This is a genomic window from Pleomorphochaeta sp. DL1XJH-081 (genome assembly GCF_049310885.1).
Lineage (GTDB): Bacteria > Spirochaetota > Spirochaetia > Sphaerochaetales > Sphaerochaetaceae > CAYZJV01.
Map to the genome: position 1 here is coordinate 384,309 of NZ_JBMDYO010000002.1, position 22,276 is coordinate 406,584.

Genomic DNA, 22,276 nt, shown 5'->3' on the forward strand with positions numbered 1-22,276 from the left:
AATACCCCTTACGTTGTATCATACTATGACGGTATCACCAGAATGACTACGATGCAAGCTTTTTATATCATAAATCGTCACATCGGAGACCATTATTTCCAATTTTGTTCGGAGAGCCATCAAAATTTCCCTCTTTTCACTAACAATGGCATAGGCCGAACCGCTTCCGCTGAGCGTTCCAAAACATCCAGGATACTCAGCCACCAGAGCATCCAGACGATCGTACCATGGACCAAGGTCTCCCATAACAGGACGGAAGTCGTTGGTAAAATGCCAATCCATTGGATCATTGGCATACATGGCAACCAGTTCATCCTTTGACAACAATTCAGAAGGAATACCGGTAGTATCACGATAGGCATCAAGATCGGAGAAAGCCTTCGCTGTAGAGACCCCCTCGCCATGAGGCATAAGTACTAGCCCATACAAGTCATTCCTGTGGGTAAGCGGTGTGAGGTACTCTCCCCGTCCTTCAACACAGGCACCAGCCGAATCTCCTAGGAAAAATGGTACATCACTTCCAATCCGAGCACCAATCTCCCTGAGGCGATTGGTATCCACAGGATATCCAAATGCCCGATTGAGCATCAGCAACACCGTTGCAGCATCGCTTGAACCACCACCTAGTCCTGCTTTGTGTGGAATCCTCTTTATACAGTCGATCTTCACATCACCGATTATTCCTGCTTCCTTCATGAAAAGTGAGGCAGCGAGTTCCATGGTATTGTTCGCTACCGCTTCCATACCATCCATATCGACTTTAATTGATACAAACGTTTGAGACTCAATACGGATGGCTATGCTATCGGCAAGATCGATCATCTGGAAAATACTGAGAAGGGAGTGGAATCCATCATCTCGTCTCTTTCCGATTGAGAGATGGAGATTTATCTTAGCAGGAGCCAGCGCCTTAATCTGCATGGGCTTGCTTACCATATGTTAGCCTCACGCAGTTGGACCTCCACTTTCTCTTGCCAGCCCCTGTTTGCCTGGGGATTGCCTGGACTGGGGTGAAGAATCGAGACCACCGGTAGCGTTAGGGAGAGACGATTCGCACTCCCCTGTAGCCGCTTCTGTGCGAATTTCCCCACCCCGACCAAAGCTTTTGGCATTAAAAGAGTGACCATATCGTCCAAATAGGCATCGCAAACTGCATCGAGAGCAACTCTTTCCGTCTTCGGCAACTTTTCAGGAACCACATTCTTACCCGTCTTTCCACCATCTACGAAGACTAAAGGGCAGTAGTTCATCACCGCATGACGTGAGAAAAAATTCTGTGCACTACCGAATCTAGTAGCCATAAGAGCCCACAGCCGTTTCCCGCTTACTTCACTCCTTTCGATTGAAAAACCGCGAATCGGTCGATTATCGTGCTCTTTTGGAGGTTTTTCCACTACACCTGAAAGCCCCATCCAATCCCTTACCGCCTCAACCTCTCCAAAGGGGACTCCCGTCTGAGCCATCCCGAAAGGACCGGGATTCATTCCTAAAAAGAGAATATTGGGCTCTGGATGTACATACTGCCGAAGATACCGTTCATGAACATTCCATGCATAATCGAGAGGATTGTAGACAAAACCATCAAATGAAAACAACAGAGAATCGACCTCTGCCGAGAAAGACCTCGTACGCTCAACTAGTTTGTCGGAAAAACCGATCATGCCTCCTCCGTGTGGAAGAATTTGTTCAGATTCGCAAACGAACGCTTTCTAGCCAATAGCAGGTAGGCGATGAAAGCTCCTATCATGTAAATTGCTGAGATACCAACAGCGAACCAGAAAAGCTCTGGGCGGTTTTTTGTGATACTGAAGGCTGGAAGATTGACACTGAGAATAATCGGAATGGCAAGAATGAATACAATACCCACCGAGTAGAGATAGTCTGTAGCGACAAGTGTTTCGAATTCGGGATCAACTACCCTCAATAGGGCCAATCCGGTGGGCAACGTTCCCGTAGCGGTTCCGTAGATAAGTAACATGCGGTAGAACTGATGATCGTCATAGAGACGGGAACAGTAGGCCGGAAGGAGTACCAGCGTAATAAGAGCACCGGTGATCACCAGTGCCAAAATCGGGATCCAATATCCTTGTACCGCAACCAGTGAGATTGCTCCCAAGGAGGCAGCCACGGTAAGATCGACCGACAGACCACTGATACGGTTACAGGTAGCATTGTCTATCGTAGTCTCAACCTTCACCAGTTTCATGAACATCTTCACAGCCAGGGCACAGAATGCACTGAATATGAAGTTGATTCCCCAGAGACTATCGGCGAGTTCGGAGCCTAGTGGTCCAATAAGTCCCAACAGCTTCGATAGTAGAGTCAAAAAACCCCAGCTGATCAGGTAGGTGAACATCACCAGTGCAATATGGTAGCTGAAGGTATCGAGCGATTCGCCATCCGTACTAAGGTACGAGCCGACCGGACGCTCCGATTCAACCCTGCTGAAGAAGCCGGTGCGGATACTCTTTTTCTTAATCTTCTCCAAATACTCTTTGCCGATCCAGCCTCGTTTGAGTCCTTGGTTAATCAGCACCACCCCGCCGAAAGATCCCAGCAGGAACCCGATTGCAGCCATCGTCAATCCGACCGAAGAGCCACCGGTGAATCCCATCGTCTCCCAAGTCGAACCTATGGAAAAGGCTTGTCCAGGCCCTAACTCGAAACCGAGTGCTAGAGTGAAACCGAACGCGGGAAAGAGATCAGGCTTTACTGTAGCAATGAGTAATGCCGTAACTACAAGTCCGAAGAAGCACTGTATGCCATACTGAGCGATTACTGCAGTCACATTCTGGGCTACTACCCTCTTGCCATTATGGTCATCCTTCCGTTTACCGGTGACCCTAAGCATCATCGCTATGAAGCTCAAATTGAGTAGATGGTAGACCAATTCACCCAGATAATCGCTTTGCAATCCCCACAGCGGGGCAACAAAGTTGTAGAACACCAGAAGGAGGATTCCCGCAATGATCGGAGCGGGAATGAGGAATCTCTGAAAAAACGAGATGCGGGCTCTCAACAGTGCAGCCACCAACAACGATAGAGAGATGATGCCGACATGGATGACATAATTCCAATTCATAGGGATTCCTCCTTGGCCAAAAATCCGACCCGACCCTCTTTATAGGCACCGTAGAGTTCCACATACTTCAAGATAGAGCGGTCCTGGGAGACCCTGATCCGCCACAGTTGGTCATCGTGATAAAGTTCGACGGTGCTCTTGGCATTTACGATCATAGACTGGATATCGGTAAAATCAAATAGTAGAGTTTCGTTTGCCAAGCGAATGACCATGCGATCGCTCTGGAGTGTCACGGTAAAGGATTTCGATAGTGTGACCAATTTCTTACCGACTCCTTTCTGGAGCAATACGCCGTCATCTGTGGGAAACAACGGTGATCCCGAAGGAGCATCGTCAGCCAATCGGACAAGTAGTTCTCGCTCCCATCGATGCCACGCAGGAATACTATCGATTGCGTGGAAATCACCAGAAACCTGGTGGAGACGATCATAGGGATCGAGCTCTCCTTTCAGATCACAGGTACTGCAGCCAAAGCCTTTTCCTGAAGAAACAATAGTCGATTTTCCTTCGCACGATGGACACAGATAGAGGATCTTCTCCAATCCCTCAGCGAGATGGGGTGATTCGTAGGGTATCTGTTGCTTTCTTTGCCATTCTGTATGGCTGAAAGCCAATGCTTCGGAGAGCATACTATGCGCCTGGACAACACTCATACGTTTCAATTCATCCGGTTGGACCACATTCACCACTCTCAAGGTTATGGGACCTTTGCGACCATAACGGGCCCAACGAGGCCGTTGAGCATATCCGCCCTCGATATGCATGAGCACTACCGGAACATTGAACATCCTCACCAATTTGGCGGTAGCCTGGTCGAATCCGAGAGGCTCGCCATCCCACGTCCTCGTTCCCTCCGGAAACAGGCCGACGATCTCCCCTGCCTTGAAGGCTCCGGATATGTCGCGAATGGTCTGCAGATCGCTTCTTCCCTGTTGTTTGGCTATACCACCGATCCACTTGCCCAACATGAGTTTTAAAGCTTGGTTCTTGAACAGATACGCTCCTGCGACCCAGCGTACATGAACCTTGAGTGATGAGGAGATGAAGAAGGGATCGTAGGTGTGAGTGTGGTTGGCTAGGATGAGATAGGGACCCTCTTTCGGCAGAAGGTCATATCCGGCGGTCTCTATATTATGGTACCAATTTAGCCATTTTCCGTATGTCGGACGGGCTATCCTGATGAAAAGCGGTGTTTTTGACATTCGCAGCCCTCTTTGTATGGAATATAGCATAGCTTGGGAAAACGGGCAACAATATTACCCTGGTGAAAACCCCACCTCACCACGTGGAGCAGCGAAACTAGGTATTCCAAAGGGCATTTGTGTGTTTCGTTGTGTTTCGTATTTCCACGTGGGGCTGATAAAAAGGTAGTCCACTCCTACACTCATAGAGAGGAACCTAGGTTTGTTTCTTATGCTTGCTAGTAAACCATTTACCGGGTATGCTCAATGGACACCCCAAGGAGGTAGACGAGTTGGACCTGGTACGGAAATTCAGGGAGACAGCCCTGTCTGTAGTGCCCCTTCTGCTCATAGTGATAGTTCTCCAGCTTACCATCGCGCCTATCGGATGGGACGCTGTAGGTGTGTTCGCCATCGGCAGTCTGCTAATCATCGTGGGATTGAGCCTCTTTCTGTTGGGAACCGAGATCGGTATAGTGCCAGTTGGACAGAATACCGGATCAGCCCTTGTGAAAAAGCGAAATCTCCCCCTTATGTTGACCGTAGGATTCATCATCGGAGTAGTGATCACCATCGCTGAACCACAGGTACAGGTCCTTGCCGGTCAAGTGACGCTGTTGGCGCCCCATGTGAACAAAAACACTCTGGTCATAGCCATTTCATTGGGAGTAGGTCTCTTTGTTGCCGTTTCATTCGCCCGGATCATTTTCTCGACAAGTTATCGGTATCTCATCCTCACCTTTTATCTCATGGTCATGGTATTGGCTATTCTAGTGGATTCTTTCTTCCTCGGAATCGCTTTCGATGCCGGAGGAGCGACCACTGGACCAATGACCGTACCATTCATCCTTGCGTTGGGTGTCGGCGTCGCAGGTGTACGAAAATCGAAAAATAGCGAACAGGACAGTTTCGGTCTGGTCGGGATTGCCTCCATAGGACCAATTGCCGCAGTCCTCATCATGGGGTTGGGAGGAAAAACTGAGAGCTCTAGCGTGGGCTTTAGTGAAACTGAGACTGCCGTGGAAATCGGATTCAGTGGAGTCCTCGGATCTTCGGCAATTGAGGTTGTGCAAGCCTTGGCTCCTTTGGCACTCCTTTTCGTCATTTTCCAGATCACCCTCTTGCACCAACAGAGAAGGACCGTGATCAGGATGATCCAAGGGCTCATCTATGCCGGTGTAGGACTGGTACTCTTTTTGGTGGGAGTCAATGGAGCCTTCATGCCGGTGGGGAGACTGCTTGGGGCATCGATCGGTGCTTCGAGTCATCTTTGGGTTCTAATTCCGATCGGACTCTTTCTTGGTGCGGTGGTAGTCCTTGCGGAGCCGGCGGTCTGGGTCCTTACGGACCAAGTACGTGATGTCAGTGGTGGATCGATCAACAGATCCATGGTACTCGTATTTTTCTCCATCGGTGTTTCGATTGCCGTAGGATTGGCTATGCTGAGAGTCGTCTCAGGCTTACCGTTGGCACTATTTCTCATCCCAGGCTATGCGATCGCCATGCTGTTGATGTTCCTATCCCCCCCATTCTTCACCGCAATCGCATTCGATTCTGGTGGTGTGGCAAGCGGTCCGATGTCCAGCTCATTCCTTCTGGCATTCACTTTAGGCGCATCCGCTGCGGCAGGAGGGGATCCATTTTCGGATGCATTCGGTATCGTGGCCTTGATCGCGATGACACCACTTATCACCATACAGCTTTTGGGTATAATCTATAAAAGGAGATCTACCAATGAATGAGACCCAGCAGACAATCTATCTCCATGGGAAACTCTTACTCAGCATTGTCCAGAATGGGGTCGCCGAATCCCTGGTTAACCAGACCAAACTGGCGGGAGCACGAGGCGGTACCATCCTTGTGGGAAAGGGAGTGGCCGACCATGCTATCCTCCATATGCTGGGTATAGGAGATTCACACAAGGAGATAGTCCTCACCCTCCTTACCGAGGAACAGACGGAACCGGTATGGAAAAACCTTTCCATGTTCCGAAAAAACAAACGATTGTCCTGTGGCATTGCGATGCTCATCGATGTACCCCATCTGCTACGCCACAGTAGTCCATCAGTCCAGAACAGAGAAAATCCTGACGATGACCAGAGGAGAAAAATAATGGATAGCCCACACACACTGATCACGTGTATCGTAAACAAAGGAACTGCAGATGAGGTAATGGATGCCGCACGCAAAGCGGGGGCAACCGGAGGTACCATCATGGCTGCCAGAGGTACCGGAAAAGAAGAGGATGTCAAATTCTTCGGCGTTCAATTGGTACCAGAGAAGGAGATATTGCTGATCTTGGTAGGCTCAGGATTGACTGGAAAAGTTCTTGATGCTATTCGCAGTGTACCGTGCCTTGCCGAACCAGGGTCGGGAATCGCCTTCTGTACCGATGTAGACAGATTCATGACATTGGGTGGAAAAGATTAATGCTCGAAAAAGGGTCCCAAGGATAAGCGTCTCGAAGTGAGGGCAATACGCTCTCTAACTGTGCGAGTGGTGGTATGGTGATCGGCCAATCAAATCCATAGACCTCTTTCGCCCGTTCACCACAAAGTCTGGACATCTGTTTTTCATCCACCCCACTGGCATACAGGCTTCTCAGAAGCAACGCCGTTCCGGCGAATCCGGGAATACCGGAAGCTCCCTCGTGCTTGTCAGAGATCGTATGGGGAGCATGGTCACTTTCAATCCAATCGATATCACCGGAGCAAAGCCCCTCGAACACTGCCTTGCGATCCTCTTCACCACGTAATGGAGGATTCATCTTACAGAGGTTTCCAGGCGTCTTCGCCTGTTCATCATTAAGCAGGGCATGGTGAGCAGTTGCTCCGCAGGTAATCCTCATACCCTCTGCACGAGCTGCTTTCACCAAAGCTATAGCGCCTGCGGTGGAAATATGGCAGATATGGAGGGTTCCCTCGAACCCACTTTCGCGCACAGCCGCTATCTGGTCAGAAACCGATGCAACTTCGGCCTCCACAGGGCGGGCTAGTCCGTGGGTCTCCGGTTTCGCCGGATCCCATAAAGATCCTCTCATGAGGCTCTCTTTCTCACAATGGACAGCCAATACCCCACGATACCCACAGGAGTGGAGATTGCGATATACCGCCAGTTGGAGCTCCTCTTGAACCAGCCCCATATTTCCGGTCGAATGGCCTGCGAACATCTTCAAACCCACCATCGATGGATGCATTTTTCCATAAAGGTCCACCAATGCCGCCAGTTGGTCCATATCGGCGGTAACTCCACCATAGACTCCATAGAAGAGCTTTTTGCCTAATTTCTTCCCAAGACGCTGAGCAATCTTGTCACCATAGGCCAAGCGCTCTTCAATTGCCTCAGCTGTTGTTAGCGTGGGAACAGTATTGGGCATATCGAACAGGGCTGTGATACCACAGGAAGCTGCAACTTCCAAACCGTGTTCAATTGTCTCTTTGGCAGATAGCGCACCATCGCGAAGATGAACATGTACATCGATCATAAGAGCTGCGGAGCCTCCCGCTGCAAGTAAGCATAGTCAACGAACGTTCCCCATGCGCAGGTAAGCTTGTCTCCACAGAGACACTCACCACACATGCCGATTCCACAGAGGGTGCTCAGTTCAAGGGAAAGGTGAATCTTTTCTGGAGGAATCTTCGCAAGTAACATATCGGAGGCAGCTATGCGCATGAATGCTGTCGGACCTACCACATAGCATGACAGATCCTCCACCCCGTGCTCCAGATAGGAGCGAACCTGCTCCAATACCCGACCGGGTCTACCGTCATCGGATATGATCGTAACTGGGCCGAACTCTGACAGACTCTTTTCCAAAAGACCTTCACCGTGCTGTGCTGGTGCACCTTCACTGGTGCCTACAAAGATATCCATTACGGTTCCCTGTTGATGCAATCGTCTGGCTAAGGCGGGAAGTACGGCTACTCCGGTACCCCCTGCCACCAATAGCGCACGCTTGGAGGCATCGACTGCGACGGGAGCACCATAAAGCCCGCGAATATAGATATCTTGACCTTCTTGAAGGGCAAATAAGGCCTCAGTGAAGACACCTCTCCGTTTTATCACGAAGGTAAGAGGATCGGCTTCGGCAATAGAAAAGGGCTTCTCCCCAACCTGGGGAATCCAGAGGAATACAAATTGGCCTGCATCGTAATTCCAGGTTCCATCCAAAGTGATCACTACGGTATCCTGACCATGGACTTGCCGTTTTACGATAGTGTGGCGTCGATACTCCATCGTTCGCTCAGTCCGATAGTATCGGGCGGCAGACTTGGGATCGGTTTTTCCCGCTATGACGGCCATCGCATCGGAGACCAGTGCATCGGAAAAATCTTTCCAATCGCGTTGGTGAACTTTCCCGAAAGCCGACCCTACTCCCACGACATCGGCACCGGCGGCAACCATGGCCGCTACATCGGATCCAGTACTGACACCGCCCATTCCGATGATCGGAACTTCAGGGCCGACTGCATCACGGATGCTGCGGACACAAGCAAGAGCCTCCTCTTTGACCCACAATCCGCTCTTACCGCCCTTGCCTCCCAATTTGTTTTGGAGGATGGGTTTTCCACTGTTTGGCTCAATGTGGACTATAGGACCGACCGTATTGATTGCAACAATCCCATCGGCACCGGCTGCCATCACCTCTCGGGCGATCACAGCGATATCGGGAACATTGGGGGTGAGTTTAGGGAAGATCAGTGCTTTGCATCGTGGGAAAGCCTTCCTGATTCCCTCCATATAAAGAGCGGAGATCTCAGGTGAGCAACCGATCGATGCTCCATAGCCGGCACTAGCATGGGGACAACTGAAATTGAGTTCAAGGATATCGGCAACCGGCTCGAATGTCCGTACCAAGGTAATGAAATCCTCTATTGTAGAGGCTGAGATCGAGACATTGAGCAGAGTACGCATATCCAAAGAAGCACGTAATTCGGTAAGTTCAGTGAGGGCGATATCCATACCGGGATTCTTCAGTCCTACTGAATTACCGAACGATCCAGCCTCAGGCTCACAGATGATCGGCTCGCGGTTTCCCGGGTTGGGGGTCACTTGAAAACTCTTTGTGGTCACGATAGTGAAAGCTGGTAACTGTCGGTCGACATACCGTATCAATGGCGTCTTTGTGGAGAGCACGCCGGAGACTGTCGCCAGAGCCACCCTCTCCTTTCCCTCGATTATCCGTCGATACTGTCCGCTAAGTAGCTTCTTGACCCGCTGTGGATCCTGTCTCCAACTCACAGTGCTGTCTCCTCACACAAACTTTCGATATTCTGAATACACCGATCGAGCCAATTGGTGGGTGCTGGAGCCTTCTTCCAGGGATGTGTGAGTGCGCTACTGCTGTTTATTCTTGCCAGTTCGATAGGATAATCGACCTCTTTGAGAGCCTTGATCGTCATTTTCGCACTTGCTCCCTGACTTCCCACACCGGGAATCAACAGCGGGATGGAGCGCTTGCCGTGGTACCGGGCGATCTCTTGCAACTCATCGAGATTAGTGGCACCTACCACCGCACCGATTCCCTCGATCTTCTCAGCCCACCGGCCTATCCTATGGGCAACTGCAAGATAGAGTGGGTACAACTCTTTCTCATCCACCTCATCGACCACCACAAGCCCCTGCAGATCCTTCGCACCGGGGTTGCTCGTCCGGTTAAGAAGGTAGATTCCACGGCTACCTTCATGGTGTTCGTCGAAAGGGGCTACCGAATCGGTCCCCATATAGGGGCTGGCTGTAACGGCATGGCATCGCCAGATATCGAAGGCTTCGTGAGCATAGTTTGCGCTCGAACGGGCAATATCGCCTCGCTTGGAGTCAAGGATTACCGGGATTTCGGGAAACTGTCTTTCTATTGCATCAAGCAGATCGGCCAAGGCGAGAGAGCCCGAAAAATCGCCTTCACGGGGGTTATCTAGGGCATGGTAGTATCCGATATTGGGCTTGAAAGCTGCGGGGGAAAGGCTTCTAGAGACCATCTCTTGGAACAATTCGCTAAAGAATCGCCCCAGATCCTCCCGTATATGACCACTGCGGTACGGTAGTACATCCCATTGCGGGTCAAGTCCCATGCAGGCACAATTGCCTACCTTCTGCGCGCTGCTTTGCAAAAGAGCTTTATATCCTTTCATTCCCTACTCCTTATTGACAGGTGGAAATCCATGTGCTTCACCCCAGCCGAAGGGGTCCATTCGCCATTGGCGGAGCAATTCGGCACCGTTGTCGTCAACATACCCGGTTGAGCGGGCAGTTGCAACCATCGTATCGTAATCGAGTAGTGTTATGGCATTACATAGCGGATCGAGTGATGAAAAAGCATCCACAGAGGCTTGCAATCCGTAGGTAAAGATCGCCAGACAGTAGGAGATATCACCATTGGCCTCTCGTACAGCCTGTACTGCTTTTATGGAAGAACCTCCGGTTGAGATCAAATCCTCGATCAGCAGTACTTTCTGCCCGTGGTAGGAGCCATCGGCCCCCAAGCCTTCGATCAGGTTCTTCAAGCCGTGATCCTTGCCCGAAGAACGGACATAGGAGAGTGGCATTCCCAGGCGGTCGGCAAGTGTTGTGGCATGGGGAATACCAGCTGTGGCGGTTCCCGCAATATTGTCGAATACGACTGGTAGTTTACCCATGATAGCAGAAAAGGCCTCACTGATCAGCTTCCGTGCTTCGGAATCGGCCAATAGTCGTCTGTTATCATTATAGATAGGCATTCGGTAGCCACTTGCCCACTGAAAGGGGGCACCTGGGGAGAGGCGGATAGCCTCCATTTCCAATGCCTTTTGGGCAATCTTTGGTCCAAACTCTTCTACTACCGGTTTCACGAGTTTTGCGATATCGCTCATTTCCAAATCTCCTTGAAGGTATGTACCGTTCCACAGTAAGAACAACTGTAGCGGTTGTCACGGGTCCGCACGAATCGTGCGGGAACGCCCTCATTATGGGAGGGGTGGCTGATACAGGCCTTATTATTACAAGCCAGATCGTCGAAATTGTAGATACGGGGTGGTAAGTGGGTACGGTATTTTTCCACTACCTGACCATCGTGAATAATGTTCAGTGTACAACCTGCAGCTACAGCAGCCAGTCGCTTAAGGTCCTTACGGTCCAGTTGATGACTTCCGGGACGGAAGATAATTCCCTTATACATACCGGAGTCCTTCTTGCTGGTGGATATCCATTCTCCCCCTTTTCCATCATCCAATCCCATGACTTTGCTGATCAAGGCCATATGGCGGCGAATGGTTGCAGGATCGTCTCCCTTGCAGATATGATCTATCACCAGGCCATTGAGGATCGGTCGGACACCCTCCGAGTAGGCTTCCCCCTTTTCACTTGCGTGGATCTTAGAACTCTCCACTTGGACAATATACTCTTCATCCACTCTATCGCGTCTTTTCGCCTCTCCGGTGAAATCGTCCCCAATCTTACCGGCGACCAAAGCAAGTAGAATAATCCTCACATACATACCATTGATAGATTGGCGTTCCCACCCATTCAGCGGAGTATCATCAAGGAATGTAGGGATCGTGGGATGCACCCGATGACGTGGTAAGGGGTGGTAGAACTTGGTTCCTTTAGGCAGGGAATCGGTGAATTCACGACGGAAGGTGACTTTAGCCCGTAGTTCATCCTGCCGTTTGAGTATCTGTTCTCCCATTCTCTCTAACTGAGGCCGGGTGAAGTACCATTTGTCGGCAATATCCTTCTGCTGAAGATATGCATCAATGGAATCGAAGATCCTGACTTCATAACCATTCTCCTCCATCCTTAGGCGGTAGGATTCTGGCATCGCGAGTTCAACCGGTGCGATCAAATCAATCTTTACCGAGTCGAAGATCCGCATTCCATCGGCCTTTGAGTGGACAGTCCTTCCGTGATAGAGGTCTCCGACGAGTGCAAGGTGGATTGAAGAGGTATCCCATCCATTATCCTCAAGGAATGTGAATTCATCGAGCAACTCCTGGGTTGGGTGTTCATGCTTTCCGTCACCTGCGTTAATGAATGAGGGTCTTCGAGTCAATCCGTTGCGTTGAGCATAGAGGGCGGCCTCCTCTTCCAACCATCGACACACCCCTTCCAGCTTGCTGCGGATAATGAATACGCTATTGTGGTAACCTGCTAGGGTGTTGAAAGTATCGGCATAGCTTTCTCCCTTGTTAAACGAGGAGCTGTCGGTAGCCAGATCGCTTACCTTGGAGCGGTGGAATTTGGCGGCATTCCTGAAAGATTCCCTCGTTCGGGTGCTGTCCTCCAGAAAAACCTCATAGATACCGAAATCGGGGTCATCGATCCTGAATCCGGATAGCTTATCCTGATTATCTTGCAACAAGGCCTCCTTGAGGATCCTTGTCTTTTCAAATAGATATCGGCGTTCCGATATCGTCAGGTCATCTATGACCGCCAGCGATCTTCCGGTAAACACATCTGTTCCCATACAACCTCCTCATTGGTACAAAAAAAATACCGGTGCAATACCGGTAGTTTGGAAAACGTATGATAGTCGGAGACACGGGGGCCAAGGTCTGTCGAAAAACGCATGTTCGTTGGCAACCGCATAAGCTCCTCCTCAATTTACTGTGCAAAACGATAGCAGATGATCGCCCGATTGTCTACTCCTCGGATTTGCCTTTCGCCCTAGGATCATGCTCTATCGCGGCAAGGATATCCATCGGATTATCCTGCTTCTTTTCTTTCTCTCGGAAAGCTTTTGAGGCGAGAGGATTCAATGTACTCTTCTTGGTATCTTCGTTCTCAAATGGCTCCCGTTTTTCCATGAATGGAAGAATGGCATTCCGCGTACCGGTATTGCGACTCTTTTCCCGTCGCTTGAGATCCTTGAGGAAATTGGCACGATATCCATTACGCACCTTGGTACTCTGGGCTGCCTTTTTGGCTTCACCCTCGGTGGTATTGTAGCGGGCACTATAGTAACGCTTGGCATACCCTGAACCCTGATACGAGTAGTAGCGTCCATTGGAGTAGTGGCCTCCCATCTTGGATTCGATAACACCATTGAAAATAATGCCAAGAACATTTACATCGGCAAGTTCCAAGTTGTCCAATAATTCTCTCAGCCCACCCTTGGTGGTGACTCCGGCGCGGATATTGATAGCGATTCCATCAACGTGTTTGGCGATGGACATCAGTTCTGAAGCGAACACCAACGGTGGTGTATCGATCAAGATATAGTCGTATACGGTCATCAAATGCCCGATCATCTGAACATATTCAACCGAATTGAAGATAGCAGAGGGTAATGGAGGAGAGAATCCCGGTGGGAGAAGATGCAATGTGGAAACATTTGCCAATGGTTGCACAATAACCTCTTCAACGGAAATCTCTGTTGTAACGACATCGACGAGCCCCTTAGCCGATTTTTTCAGGTTGAAGAAAGTTTCCAACTGAGGTAATCGCAAATCCCCATCAATCAGCAACACTCTCAATCCATTCATCGCCATGCTGGTGGCAATATTAGCTGCAACGCTACTTTTTCCTTCTCCCATACCGGGACTGGTAATACTGAATAGTCGCTGATGCCCATTGAGTGTAACGAATGAAATATTGTTCGCGATTAATTTATATCGTTCCGATTCGAACGAAAGCGGATCATTGTAGACCACTAGGGAGGGTATCTCTAGACTCTTATCAAAGTTCATCAGTGGTATCCAACCAAGCATGGGACGGTTGGGACCCGAGAGTTTGCGTAGTATGGCCTCATCCTTGATAGTGACATCGAGCATCTCTATCATAAGCGCCAGCAGGACGCCTAATGCACCACCGAGCAGTACGGATACGGCTAGTATGAGCATCTTATTTGGACTGACGGGAACCGGTTCACCTTCTGAATTCACCCGCATCTCGGCGGGATCGATCGATGTTACATTCCCTGCGACGGAAGCCTCGGCTATCTTGACCTCTTCCAGGAGTTCCATAAGACGGATCCGCAGAGTCTCATAGACCTCTACATCACGTTGGAGGTCCAGCAACTGACGTTCCAAGGTTGGCAACTGGGACAATTCTTCGGTATAGGTGTCCTCTATTTGGGAAAGGATTTCCACCTGTGCCGATGTAACGATCTTCTGATGATACGCCTTTGCCATCTCTTGGGCAGCGATCATTACATAACCATCGCTACTCAAACCACGAGGAGCTACCAAAAGGGTAATACGATCAAGCAATTTCTTGGTGTTCTGGCTTATCGCACTGCGAAGGACGAACAAGCGGTCGGAATTTTGGGGAATTCCCTCCTGAATCGCCTCATACATGATCAACTCGCGGCTATTTTCTTTATAAGCGACCAACAGCGATTCAATATCGACATCCCGCATGAGCTCTTCGAAAGAGGGTGTCTGAATGGCATAGGAGGCCAAGGTCTCCTGGTAATTCTCTATTTCAAGCTCGGCCTCCCGTAACTGGAGAGCCAAAGGTTCCCTGCGCAATTGGAAGTAAGCTATCTTTTCCGAGAGGAGTTTGCTCTTATCCGATAGTTGGATATAGTTACTCTCTTCGCGGAAGGCTCCAAGTGCATCGGCAGCTTCCTGAAGTTGTCTTTCATTGATCGGTAATTGCGATTGGATAAACTCTTTCTGGATAGTTTTGCTTGTTCGGGAAATAGTTCCCAACAACTCATTGTAACTCTCAACCAGCGCGTTGGCGAAATCGCGAGCGAATTGTGGATTCTGGTCCGTTACGGTAATCCGAACGATATTGGTATCCTTGACTGTCGTGACAGTGGTCCGCTTGGAAACATCGCCACGGACATTCCTGTCTACATAACTGCGACCTTCCACATCGGTGTATTGTGCGAGGTCTAATTTAGTGAGAGCCGTTTCAATATTCGTGCGGCTGAGTGCCAATTCCACCTCGGTGGAAATCTTGCTGGTAGTCTGTCCGAGCATGAGACTTTCAAAGCTGGAACTGTTCTGGAGAGATTCAACAAGCATGGTCACTTCCGATTCGTACATCGGAGTTACATATTGCAAGTATCCGATAGCCGCGGATACCACGAGAACGAATGCGATAATGATCCATAGCAAGCGCACTTTGAGGATATGGAGCAACTCTTTTATGCTCATCCCCTCCTGCATCTCTTCTTCGGAAATCTGTTGTGCGATATTCATGTTCTCCACAAGGCTCTCTCCTATCGTCTTTCTGTCAGTTGGGGAAGGTCACCACATTCGCGACTATGGTGAGGATCGTTGCCACCAGACCTACAATGGTCACTGTTGTGGCAAGGTTTGCTCCATTTACCGCCTGGAAGGTATTCAGTTTTGCGGTAACCACAGCCTCTGGAGGAACTACCGCATCTTTGGCCAATTCATTGCCTGCCTTGTCCATGAGGGTATACGCTCCGTTACGGTTCTTGGCAGGATCGAATCCGCCCGCCAGATTAATATAGTAGGAGGCACTCTTGTCGGGAATATAGGGGAATGTACCCGGTCTCAATACACCACCGGCCACATTTACGAAGAGTTGGTTGAAGGGAACCACAAAACGATCGCCCTCTTTCAGTTCGAGATTCGCCACATTGGAGGGGCCTCCCATGAGTATGTTCTGTACATCGACCGGAATCAGGCGGTCGCTGCGCAGCAGGTAGGTCTCCGAAAGATCGCTCACAGCACTGAAACGACTGGTAATACTCTGCATCATCTCTAGGATCGTCTCTCCAGGGAAAAATTGGTAATAGACCCGACCAGAGGAGCTGAGTGCACTCGATTGGACTTGAACATCGCCCATATTGACAGCCCCTTCTATCGTAACTGCACGGGAAAGCGGAGCGAGAGGACTAACGAAAACCGTATCCATATGTTCGAGTGTAAAGGAATCGAAATCGTCGCTATCGACCCTGAGAACATCTACATTCGCCGAATCGCCACTACCGTAGCGACGTACAAGCACGGCACTACCATCGCCACTAGGCAGAACTCCATTTCCGTAACGCTGTAGTATCTCTGTCAAGCCTTCATCCGTAAGCGGTTGGTAGACACCGGGACGGGAGACCTCTCCAACCAAAGTGACCAGACGGGGAGCCTCTACCAAGGTGACAATATCTCCTGCACGGACAAGGGGGTTTTGCGTGAGGTCCCCCTCCCTCAATGCAGCATAGAGGTCATACGTTTTAGCTGTGCCATCGGCACCTGTTACCCGAACCTCTCTTGTTGAAGCGTAACGTGTAGCGGATGATACCACGCTTGAAAGTCTACTAAGGCCCCATGCGGGCACCTCTTGGGTTGAAAAAACCTCACCACGGACGGTTACGGAGAAGGCTCCGGTACCAACCAGTGTGACTCGGGGCATGCTGAACGGAAGGTAGGTCAGCACCAGCTGTTCCACCTCCTTCGCAAAGGCGACGAATGTCTTTCCTCTTCCATCAACTGCACCTATGGCGGGTATTGTAATGCGGTAAGAACCGTCTACCTGTAGGGTCAGATTGATAGTATTGTTACCCTCTGTATAAAAGAGGTTGATGGTATCTCCAGGTGTCACTGGATAGCCGGTATTGGCTATGGCGGAAAGTACACGTTTGGTTTGCAATTCGGCACCAGTGACTTCCTCTACAGCCGTAATATTCAACTGGGCGGCATATGAAGTGGGAATCGAAGCCGAATCTACCATGGAAGTGCCACTACCATAGTAGGGGGAACGAACGATCACCGCATTATCGGCGGCAGGGAGCATCCACAAGGCAACACACAAAGCATATACGGTGAGCAATATCCTATTTCGAGTCCTCATAGCACCTTCCAATCCATGGCATTTTTCAACGATTCGAATAGTACCACGCATCGCAGGATGAGTAAAGCTAATCATAAATTGACGAGCGAAGAGACCGATAGGAAAAATCGAAGGAATTGTCAAACGAAGTAAGTGAAAAGGGAACATCAAATACTCTATTTTCCGAACGAGTGTAGGCAACGAAAGCTTGCGAGCATACCATTCATCCGCACCCACACAGTAGTATTTTCGATAATGGATATCTTGATCCGGGTTGCATTCCGATAACCGGACAAATCCCTTCCAGCTATAAAACTCTTATCGAAACCCGAAAAAACAGGCCTTATGTGATGATTTTCACATTACCAGTTGCAAATTGTTGCAATTTTTGTTTGACAGCACCCCGTCCATGGCATACACTTTTCCCGTGGGACAGTCGGTCCCACAGATATCAAAAGGAAGGAGATTTCTATGAAGAAACTTATCGTGTTGCTGGTACTATTGCTCTTGTCCACAACGCTCGTCTTCGCACAGGGAGGCAAAGAAGCTGCCACTGGTGCCGACGAACCATTCAAAGTCGGTGTGATCTATATCAGCAGCCCTGGAGACATGGGCTACTCGTACATGCACGACCAAGGCACTATCGCCGCTGAGGAATATTTCGGAGACAAGATCGAAGTCATTAGGATGGAAAATGTCCCCGAAAACGATTCATCGATGCGCGCAATGGAACAATTGATAGATGCAGGATGTAAAATCATCTTCGCGAACTCCTACAACTACCAAGACTACATGTTGCAGGTCGCCCAAGAGAATCCCGATGTCTATTTCGAGCACTGCTCCGGCTACTTATCCAATGACAACATGTCCAACTACTTCGGTAGAATGTATCAGATGCGTTATCTCTCCGGTATGATCGCAGCCAAGATGAGCCCCTCCGGCAAGCTCGGCTATGTGGGCGCATTCAATACTCCCGAGGTCGTCCGTGGTATTAACGCATTCGCACTCGGTGCACGTGCCGTCAACCCCAACGCTACAGTCACAGTCGTGTGGACGAATACTTGGTATGATCCTTCACTCGAACGTCAGGGAGCTATCGCTCTTCTTGACCAGGGTGTAGATGTCATCGCTCAGCACCAAGATACCACCGAACCTGCCAAAGCCGCAATCGAACGTGGCAAATATGCAGTCGGTTATAATGCCGATTTCCGTAAGATCGTTGGAGACGACCATGTGCTCGTATCCCCCATGTGGAACTGGGAAAACTACATGATTCCCGCTATCGAAAGTGCAATCAACGGCACATGGGAAACACAATCCTACTGGGGCGGCTTGGATGACGGTATGGTCCACCTCTCACCGATCAGTCCCCTCGTTCCCGAAGATTTCGTCGCTGAAGTCATGAAAGTACATGACAAGATCGAAGACGGTTCTTGGGATGTATTCTGGGGTAGCTTGAAGGACAATAAGGGCACCGTCCGCCAGAACGCTGGCGAGAAGATGGCCGATTCCGACATGCTTACCATGGACTGGTTCGTCGAAGGCGTAATCGGTTCGGTAAAGTAACAAGCTTGAAAAAGCTCATGAAGGGCAGACTCCGGTCTGCCCTTTTTTGAGAGTCGAACAAACATGGCACCAAAGCGGATATTGCCGTAGGGTGCCGACCTGGATGGGCAAACAATGAACCAACAGACACAACAGACTCCTGTCGTACGTATGGAGCATATTACCAAGCATTTCCCTGGAGTGCTTGCGAATGACGATGTCTCGCTGGAGCTCTACCCCGGACAGGTGCTCGCGCTTCTCGGTGAAAATGGAGCGGGCAAGAGCACATTGATGAATATGCTGGTCGGATTATATCGTCCCGACAGCGGCTCCATCTATATCCGTGGAGAACTCGCAGAGATCCACAGTCCCCAAGATTCCATGGCCCTCGGCATAGGCATGATCCATCAGGAATTCATGCTTGTGGGAAATATGACCGTTGCGGAGAATATCGTTCTAGGATTGAGAGAGCTTCCGTTCGTACCCAATATTGATGAAATACGATCTCGGATAACCGAACTTTCCCAACGGTATGGATTGCAAGTGGACCCCGATGCGGTCATCCATGACCTCAGCGTTGGAGAGCAACAGCGTGTCGAAATCCTCAAACTCGTCTACCGAGGAGCCGATATACTGATACTCGACGAACCAACTGCCGTCCTTACCCCCGGTGAGTCGCGGGATTTGAACAAGATTCTCATGAAGATGCTTGGAGAGGGAAAATCGGCGATCTTTATTACCCATAAGATGGATGAGGTCATCGAATTCAGCCATAAGGTTCAGGTTCTTCGCCGTGGGAAGACCGTCAATACCTGTGATACGAGCACCGTCACTCCGAAAGACCTTGCTAACATGATGGTCGGCAGAGATGTCCTGTTTAGCTTGGACCGCTGCCCCTTCAATCCCGGTGGGGTCAAGCTGAAGGTAGAGAGAGTAACGGTTAAGAATCCTTTGGGATCGAGGCCGTTTTTGGACGATGTCTCACTCGAGATCCATCGTGGGGAGATCGTCGGAATCGCTGGTGTCGCCGGTAACGGCCAGACCCAACTAACAGAAGTGATCACCGGTTTGCTACCCGTAACAGAGGGAAAGATCTTTATTGATGGCAAAGAAATGACCAACGCTACACCATTACAGGTAATCCGTGCTGGAGTGAGCCATATTCCCGCCGACCGTGGAGCAAACGGTGTTGTAGGAGACATGAGTGTGGGTGACAACCTCGCCATGAAGAAATACCGTACGAATGAAATCTCCAAGGGTGTGGTCATAAAACGATCCTTCCTTAGGGCATTTGCCGATAAGCTTATCGAAGCATTCGTTATAAAGACTCCTACCCAGGATACCTGTGTAAAATTCCTCTCTGGTGGAAATATCCAAAAGACTATCCTAGCACGGGAGATAGACTCCTGTGGAGGCGTCCTCATAGCTGTATACCCCTCTCGTGGACTCGATGTCGGAGCAACAGAAGCGGTTAGGCAGAACCTCATCCTCCAAAGAGACAAAGGAAATGCCGTTCTATTGGTCTCCGAAGAGCTGGATGAACTACAGATGGTAGCAGACAAGATTGCTGTCATGTTCGAAGGCCGGATCATGGGAATCAAGAATGTCAAAGAGACCAATACAGAAGAGTTGGGCATGATGATGGCCGGAGCGTCTGATACCAGGAGGGATGCATGAGACTACTAGTTGAAAAACGAGACGGCAGATCAAATAAGATGGCCATCCTGATACCTTTGGCCTCGTTCCTCATCTCATTGTTGCTAGGGGCTATTGTGCTCGCCGCATCGCGGTCAAACCCCATACAAGCCTACTCAGCCATGATCGATGGAGCATTCGGTAATGCAAGACGCTTTCAATATACAATCGTGGAATCATTACCACTATTGATGTGTGGCTTGGGAGTTGGAATCGCATTCAGACTGAAATTCTGGAACATTGGAGCAGAAGGACAGTATGTGTGGGGTGCTATCGGAATCACATGGGTGATGCAGTTCTGGAAATTCCTTCCTATTCCCATGCTCCTTCCTATCGGCTTACTTGTCGGTATGATATTGGGCGCCCTTTGGGCAGGGATTCCCGGATTCTTGAAAGCACAGTGGTCTGTGGATGAGACACTCACCACCTTGATGCTCAACTATGTTGCCATCGGACTGGCCGAATATCTCTATATCAATGCTTGGAAAGCACCATTGGGAAATATGGGTACCCCTGAGTTCCCCCGTGAGGCTTGGCTTCCCCAAGTCTGGGGCAAAATCCATAGCGGTATATATATCGCTCTCGCATTGGTGGTCATCCTCTGGTTCCTCCTCTATAAGACCCGCTGGGGATTCGAACTCAATATGATCGGAAAGAACCCCCGCGCAGCGCGCTATCAGGGCGTCTCAATCAAGAAGAATATCGTGTTAGCCATGCTTCTCTCGGGTGCAATCTGTGGTCTTGCCGGTTCGGTCAACACCGCAGCCATAGCCCATCGCCTTACCAAGGGTGTCGATGGAGGGTATGGTTTCACTGGAATCATCATAGCTTGGATGGCAGGGCTCAACCCATTCGCATCCATACTGGTTGCGATCGTAATGGCCTCTCTCACTACCGGGGCCGATGCCTTACAGATAGCCATGAAGCTACCAGAATCGATGGGAGAGGTCCTTCAAGGACTCGTCTTGATCCCACTACTGGCTGGAAGCATATTCGTAGAGCATAGACTGGTAGTCAAAAAGAAGGAGGCTGTCTAATGGAATTCATTACCAAACTGCTTGCCGCGACCATTGCCATGGGAACAAGCCTCACCTACGCGACCCTTGGTGAAATCTATACGGAAAAGACCGGTGTATTGAATCTGGGTATGGAGGGTACGATGCTCATGGGGGCGCTTGCCGGATTCGCCACCGCACTTGCAACCGGAAGTCTCTATTTCGCACTGGTGGTCTCTATGCTCATTGGTGGAATCATGTCTCTCATCCACGCATTCCTTTGTGTGACGATGCGTGCAAACCAGGTAGTAAGTGGACTGGCGATAACCATGTTTGGAACCGGTTTAGCCAACTTCCTCGGACAGAGGCTCGGACCGGCATCGAACAACCACAACCTTATCGGCATGAACTTGCCCGAGCGCTTTGAGAATATCGCTATACCATTCCTAAAGGATATTCCGGTACTCGGAGCCTTCTTCGATGTCAGCATACTCACCTACTTCCTCTATCTCCTAATTCCATTCAGCTGGTACTATATGTATAAGACAAAGCATGGATTGGCGATCAGAGCTGTAGGAGAGGCTCCCCGTACAGCAACAGCCATGGGCCTCTCGGTCACCAGACTCCGCTATATCTATACGGTAATAGGGGGAATGTTCGCAGGACTGGGAGGAGCTTGCCTCTCGCTATCGTTCACCCCAAGCTGGAATGACGGCATGACCGGAGGTAAGGGCTGGATCGTAATTGCTCTGGTTATCTTCGCGACATGGAATCCAGGGAAGGCTGTCATTGGGACTTTGGTATTCGGTGGAATCACCTCACTGCAGTTCAGCCTTCAGGCAGCTGGCATAAAGATGATCATTCCAACCCAATTCTTGGCATTCGCGCCGTATCTGATTACCTTCATCACCCTTTCGGTGATGACGATACTGAATCAGAACCGCAAGGGAGCATATGCAGCACCGGCTGCACTTGCGACGCCATTTGCCATCGATGACAAATAGGTATTCGATTACAACGAACCGGGAGCAGGAGACTGCTACCCGGTTCTTTTTTGC

Annotated in this window: 17 protein-coding genes; 6 read left to right on the forward strand and 11 right to left on the reverse strand. The window is 50.0% G+C overall.

The window, feature by feature from the left end:
- Window positions 1-18 precede the first annotated feature (18 nt).
- The 4 genes from ispE to ACODJP_RS06090 are packed head-to-tail and all read right to left on the reverse strand — an operon-like array spanning window position 19 to window position 4,284.
- Window positions 19-921: a 4-(cytidine 5'-diphospho)-2-C-methyl-D-erythritol kinase gene (gene ispE / locus ACODJP_RS06075; protein ID WP_422479541.1), complete on the reverse strand. Its 903-nt coding sequence runs from the start codon at window positions 919-921 to the stop codon at window positions 19-21.
- Between the two features lie 8 nt (window positions 922-929).
- On the reverse strand, window positions 930-1,661 hold the full coding sequence (locus ACODJP_RS06080; RefSeq protein WP_422479543.1) for a uracil-DNA glycosylase family protein: 732 nt from the start codon (window positions 1,659-1,661) through the stop codon (window positions 930-932).
- Entirely contained in the window at window positions 1,658-3,082 is a 1,425-nt protein-coding gene (locus ACODJP_RS06085) for a sodium:glutamate symporter (RefSeq protein WP_422479545.1), read from the reverse strand. Before ACODJP_RS06085 ends, ACODJP_RS06080 begins: the two co-directional genes overlap by 4 nt.
- The gene (locus tag ACODJP_RS06090; protein WP_422479547.1) at window positions 3,079-4,284 is read right to left on the reverse strand and encodes a lysophospholipid acyltransferase family protein; all 1,206 of its coding nucleotides are present in this window, start codon (window positions 4,282-4,284) and stop codon (window positions 3,079-3,081) included. The genes ACODJP_RS06085 and ACODJP_RS06090 overlap by 4 nt, the downstream gene beginning before the upstream one ends.
- A 239-nt stretch (window positions 4,285-4,523) precedes the next feature.
- On the opposite strand from ACODJP_RS06090, the gene ACODJP_RS06095 reads away from it, so the two are divergent.
- Both ACODJP_RS06095 and ACODJP_RS06100 read left to right on the forward strand, forming a co-directional pair.
- Window positions 4,524-6,005 (forward strand): DUF1538 domain-containing protein, encoded by a 1,482-nt coding sequence (locus tag ACODJP_RS06095; RefSeq protein WP_422479549.1) that lies wholly within the window; start codon window positions 4,524-4,526, stop codon window positions 6,003-6,005.
- Window positions 5,998-6,693, forward strand: a complete 696-nt coding sequence (locus tag ACODJP_RS06100) for a P-II family nitrogen regulator (RefSeq protein ID WP_422479551.1) — start codon at window positions 5,998-6,000, stop codon at window positions 6,691-6,693. The genes ACODJP_RS06095 and ACODJP_RS06100 overlap by 8 nt, the downstream gene beginning before the upstream one ends.
- Here the strand turns inward: ACODJP_RS06100 and ACODJP_RS06105 are convergent.
- The 7 genes from ACODJP_RS06105 to ACODJP_RS06135 form a co-directional block, all read right to left on the reverse strand.
- Window positions 6,668-7,747, reverse strand: a complete 1,080-nt coding sequence (locus tag ACODJP_RS06105) for a dihydroorotase (protein WP_422479553.1) — start codon at window positions 7,745-7,747, stop codon at window positions 6,668-6,670. The genes ACODJP_RS06100 and ACODJP_RS06105 overlap by 26 nt on opposite strands.
- Window positions 7,744-9,444, reverse strand: coding sequence for a nitronate monooxygenase (locus ACODJP_RS06110; RefSeq protein WP_422479766.1), 1,701 nt, complete (start codon window positions 9,442-9,444; stop codon window positions 7,744-7,746). The genes ACODJP_RS06105 and ACODJP_RS06110 overlap by 4 nt, the downstream gene beginning before the upstream one ends.
- A gap of 56 nt (window positions 9,445-9,500) precedes the next feature.
- Window positions 9,501-10,394 (reverse strand): orotidine-5'-phosphate decarboxylase, encoded by an 894-nt coding sequence (pyrF, locus tag ACODJP_RS06115; RefSeq protein WP_422479555.1) that lies wholly within the window; start codon window positions 10,392-10,394, stop codon window positions 9,501-9,503.
- A 3-nt stretch (window positions 10,395-10,397) separates the two neighbouring features.
- Window positions 10,398-11,111, reverse strand: coding sequence for an orotate phosphoribosyltransferase (gene pyrE / locus ACODJP_RS06120; protein WP_422479557.1), 714 nt, complete (start codon window positions 11,109-11,111; stop codon window positions 10,398-10,400).
- Complete coding sequence (locus tag ACODJP_RS06125) at window positions 11,108-12,703, reverse strand: bifunctional aspartate carbamoyltransferase catalytic subunit/aspartate carbamoyltransferase regulatory subunit (RefSeq protein WP_422479559.1); 1,596 nt, start codon at window positions 12,701-12,703, stop codon at window positions 11,108-11,110. Before ACODJP_RS06125 ends, pyrE begins: the two co-directional genes overlap by 4 nt.
- A 175-nt stretch (window positions 12,704-12,878) precedes the next feature.
- On the reverse strand, window positions 12,879-15,389 hold the full coding sequence (locus tag ACODJP_RS06130; RefSeq protein WP_422479768.1) for a GumC family protein: 2,511 nt from the start codon (window positions 15,387-15,389) through the stop codon (window positions 12,879-12,881).
- A gap of 34 nt (window positions 15,390-15,423) precedes the next feature.
- Window positions 15,424-17,055, reverse strand: a complete 1,632-nt coding sequence (locus ACODJP_RS06135) for a sugar transporter (protein ID WP_422479561.1) — start codon at window positions 17,053-17,055, stop codon at window positions 15,424-15,426.
- Between the two features lie 399 nt (window positions 17,056-17,454).
- On the opposite strand from ACODJP_RS06135, the gene ACODJP_RS06140 reads away from it, so the two are divergent.
- The 4 genes from ACODJP_RS06140 (at window position 17,455) to ACODJP_RS06155 (ending at window position 22,222) form a co-directional block, all read left to right on the forward strand.
- Window positions 17,455-18,549, forward strand: a complete 1,095-nt coding sequence (locus ACODJP_RS06140; RefSeq protein ID WP_422479563.1) for a BMP family ABC transporter substrate-binding protein — start codon at window positions 17,455-17,457, stop codon at window positions 18,547-18,549.
- Between the two features lie 114 nt (window positions 18,550-18,663).
- Entirely contained in the window at window positions 18,664-20,205 is a 1,542-nt protein-coding gene (locus ACODJP_RS06145) for an ABC transporter ATP-binding protein (protein ID WP_422479565.1), read from the forward strand.
- A complete protein-coding gene (locus ACODJP_RS06150) occupies window positions 20,202-21,260 on the forward strand; it encodes an ABC transporter permease (RefSeq protein WP_422479567.1) in 1,059 nt (352 codons plus the stop codon). The genes ACODJP_RS06145 and ACODJP_RS06150 overlap by 4 nt, the downstream gene beginning before the upstream one ends.
- A complete protein-coding gene (locus ACODJP_RS06155; protein ID WP_422479569.1) occupies window positions 21,260-22,222 on the forward strand; it encodes an ABC transporter permease in 963 nt (320 codons plus the stop codon). The genes ACODJP_RS06150 and ACODJP_RS06155 overlap by 1 nt, the downstream gene beginning before the upstream one ends.
- Window positions 22,223-22,276: the final 54 nt, after the last annotated feature.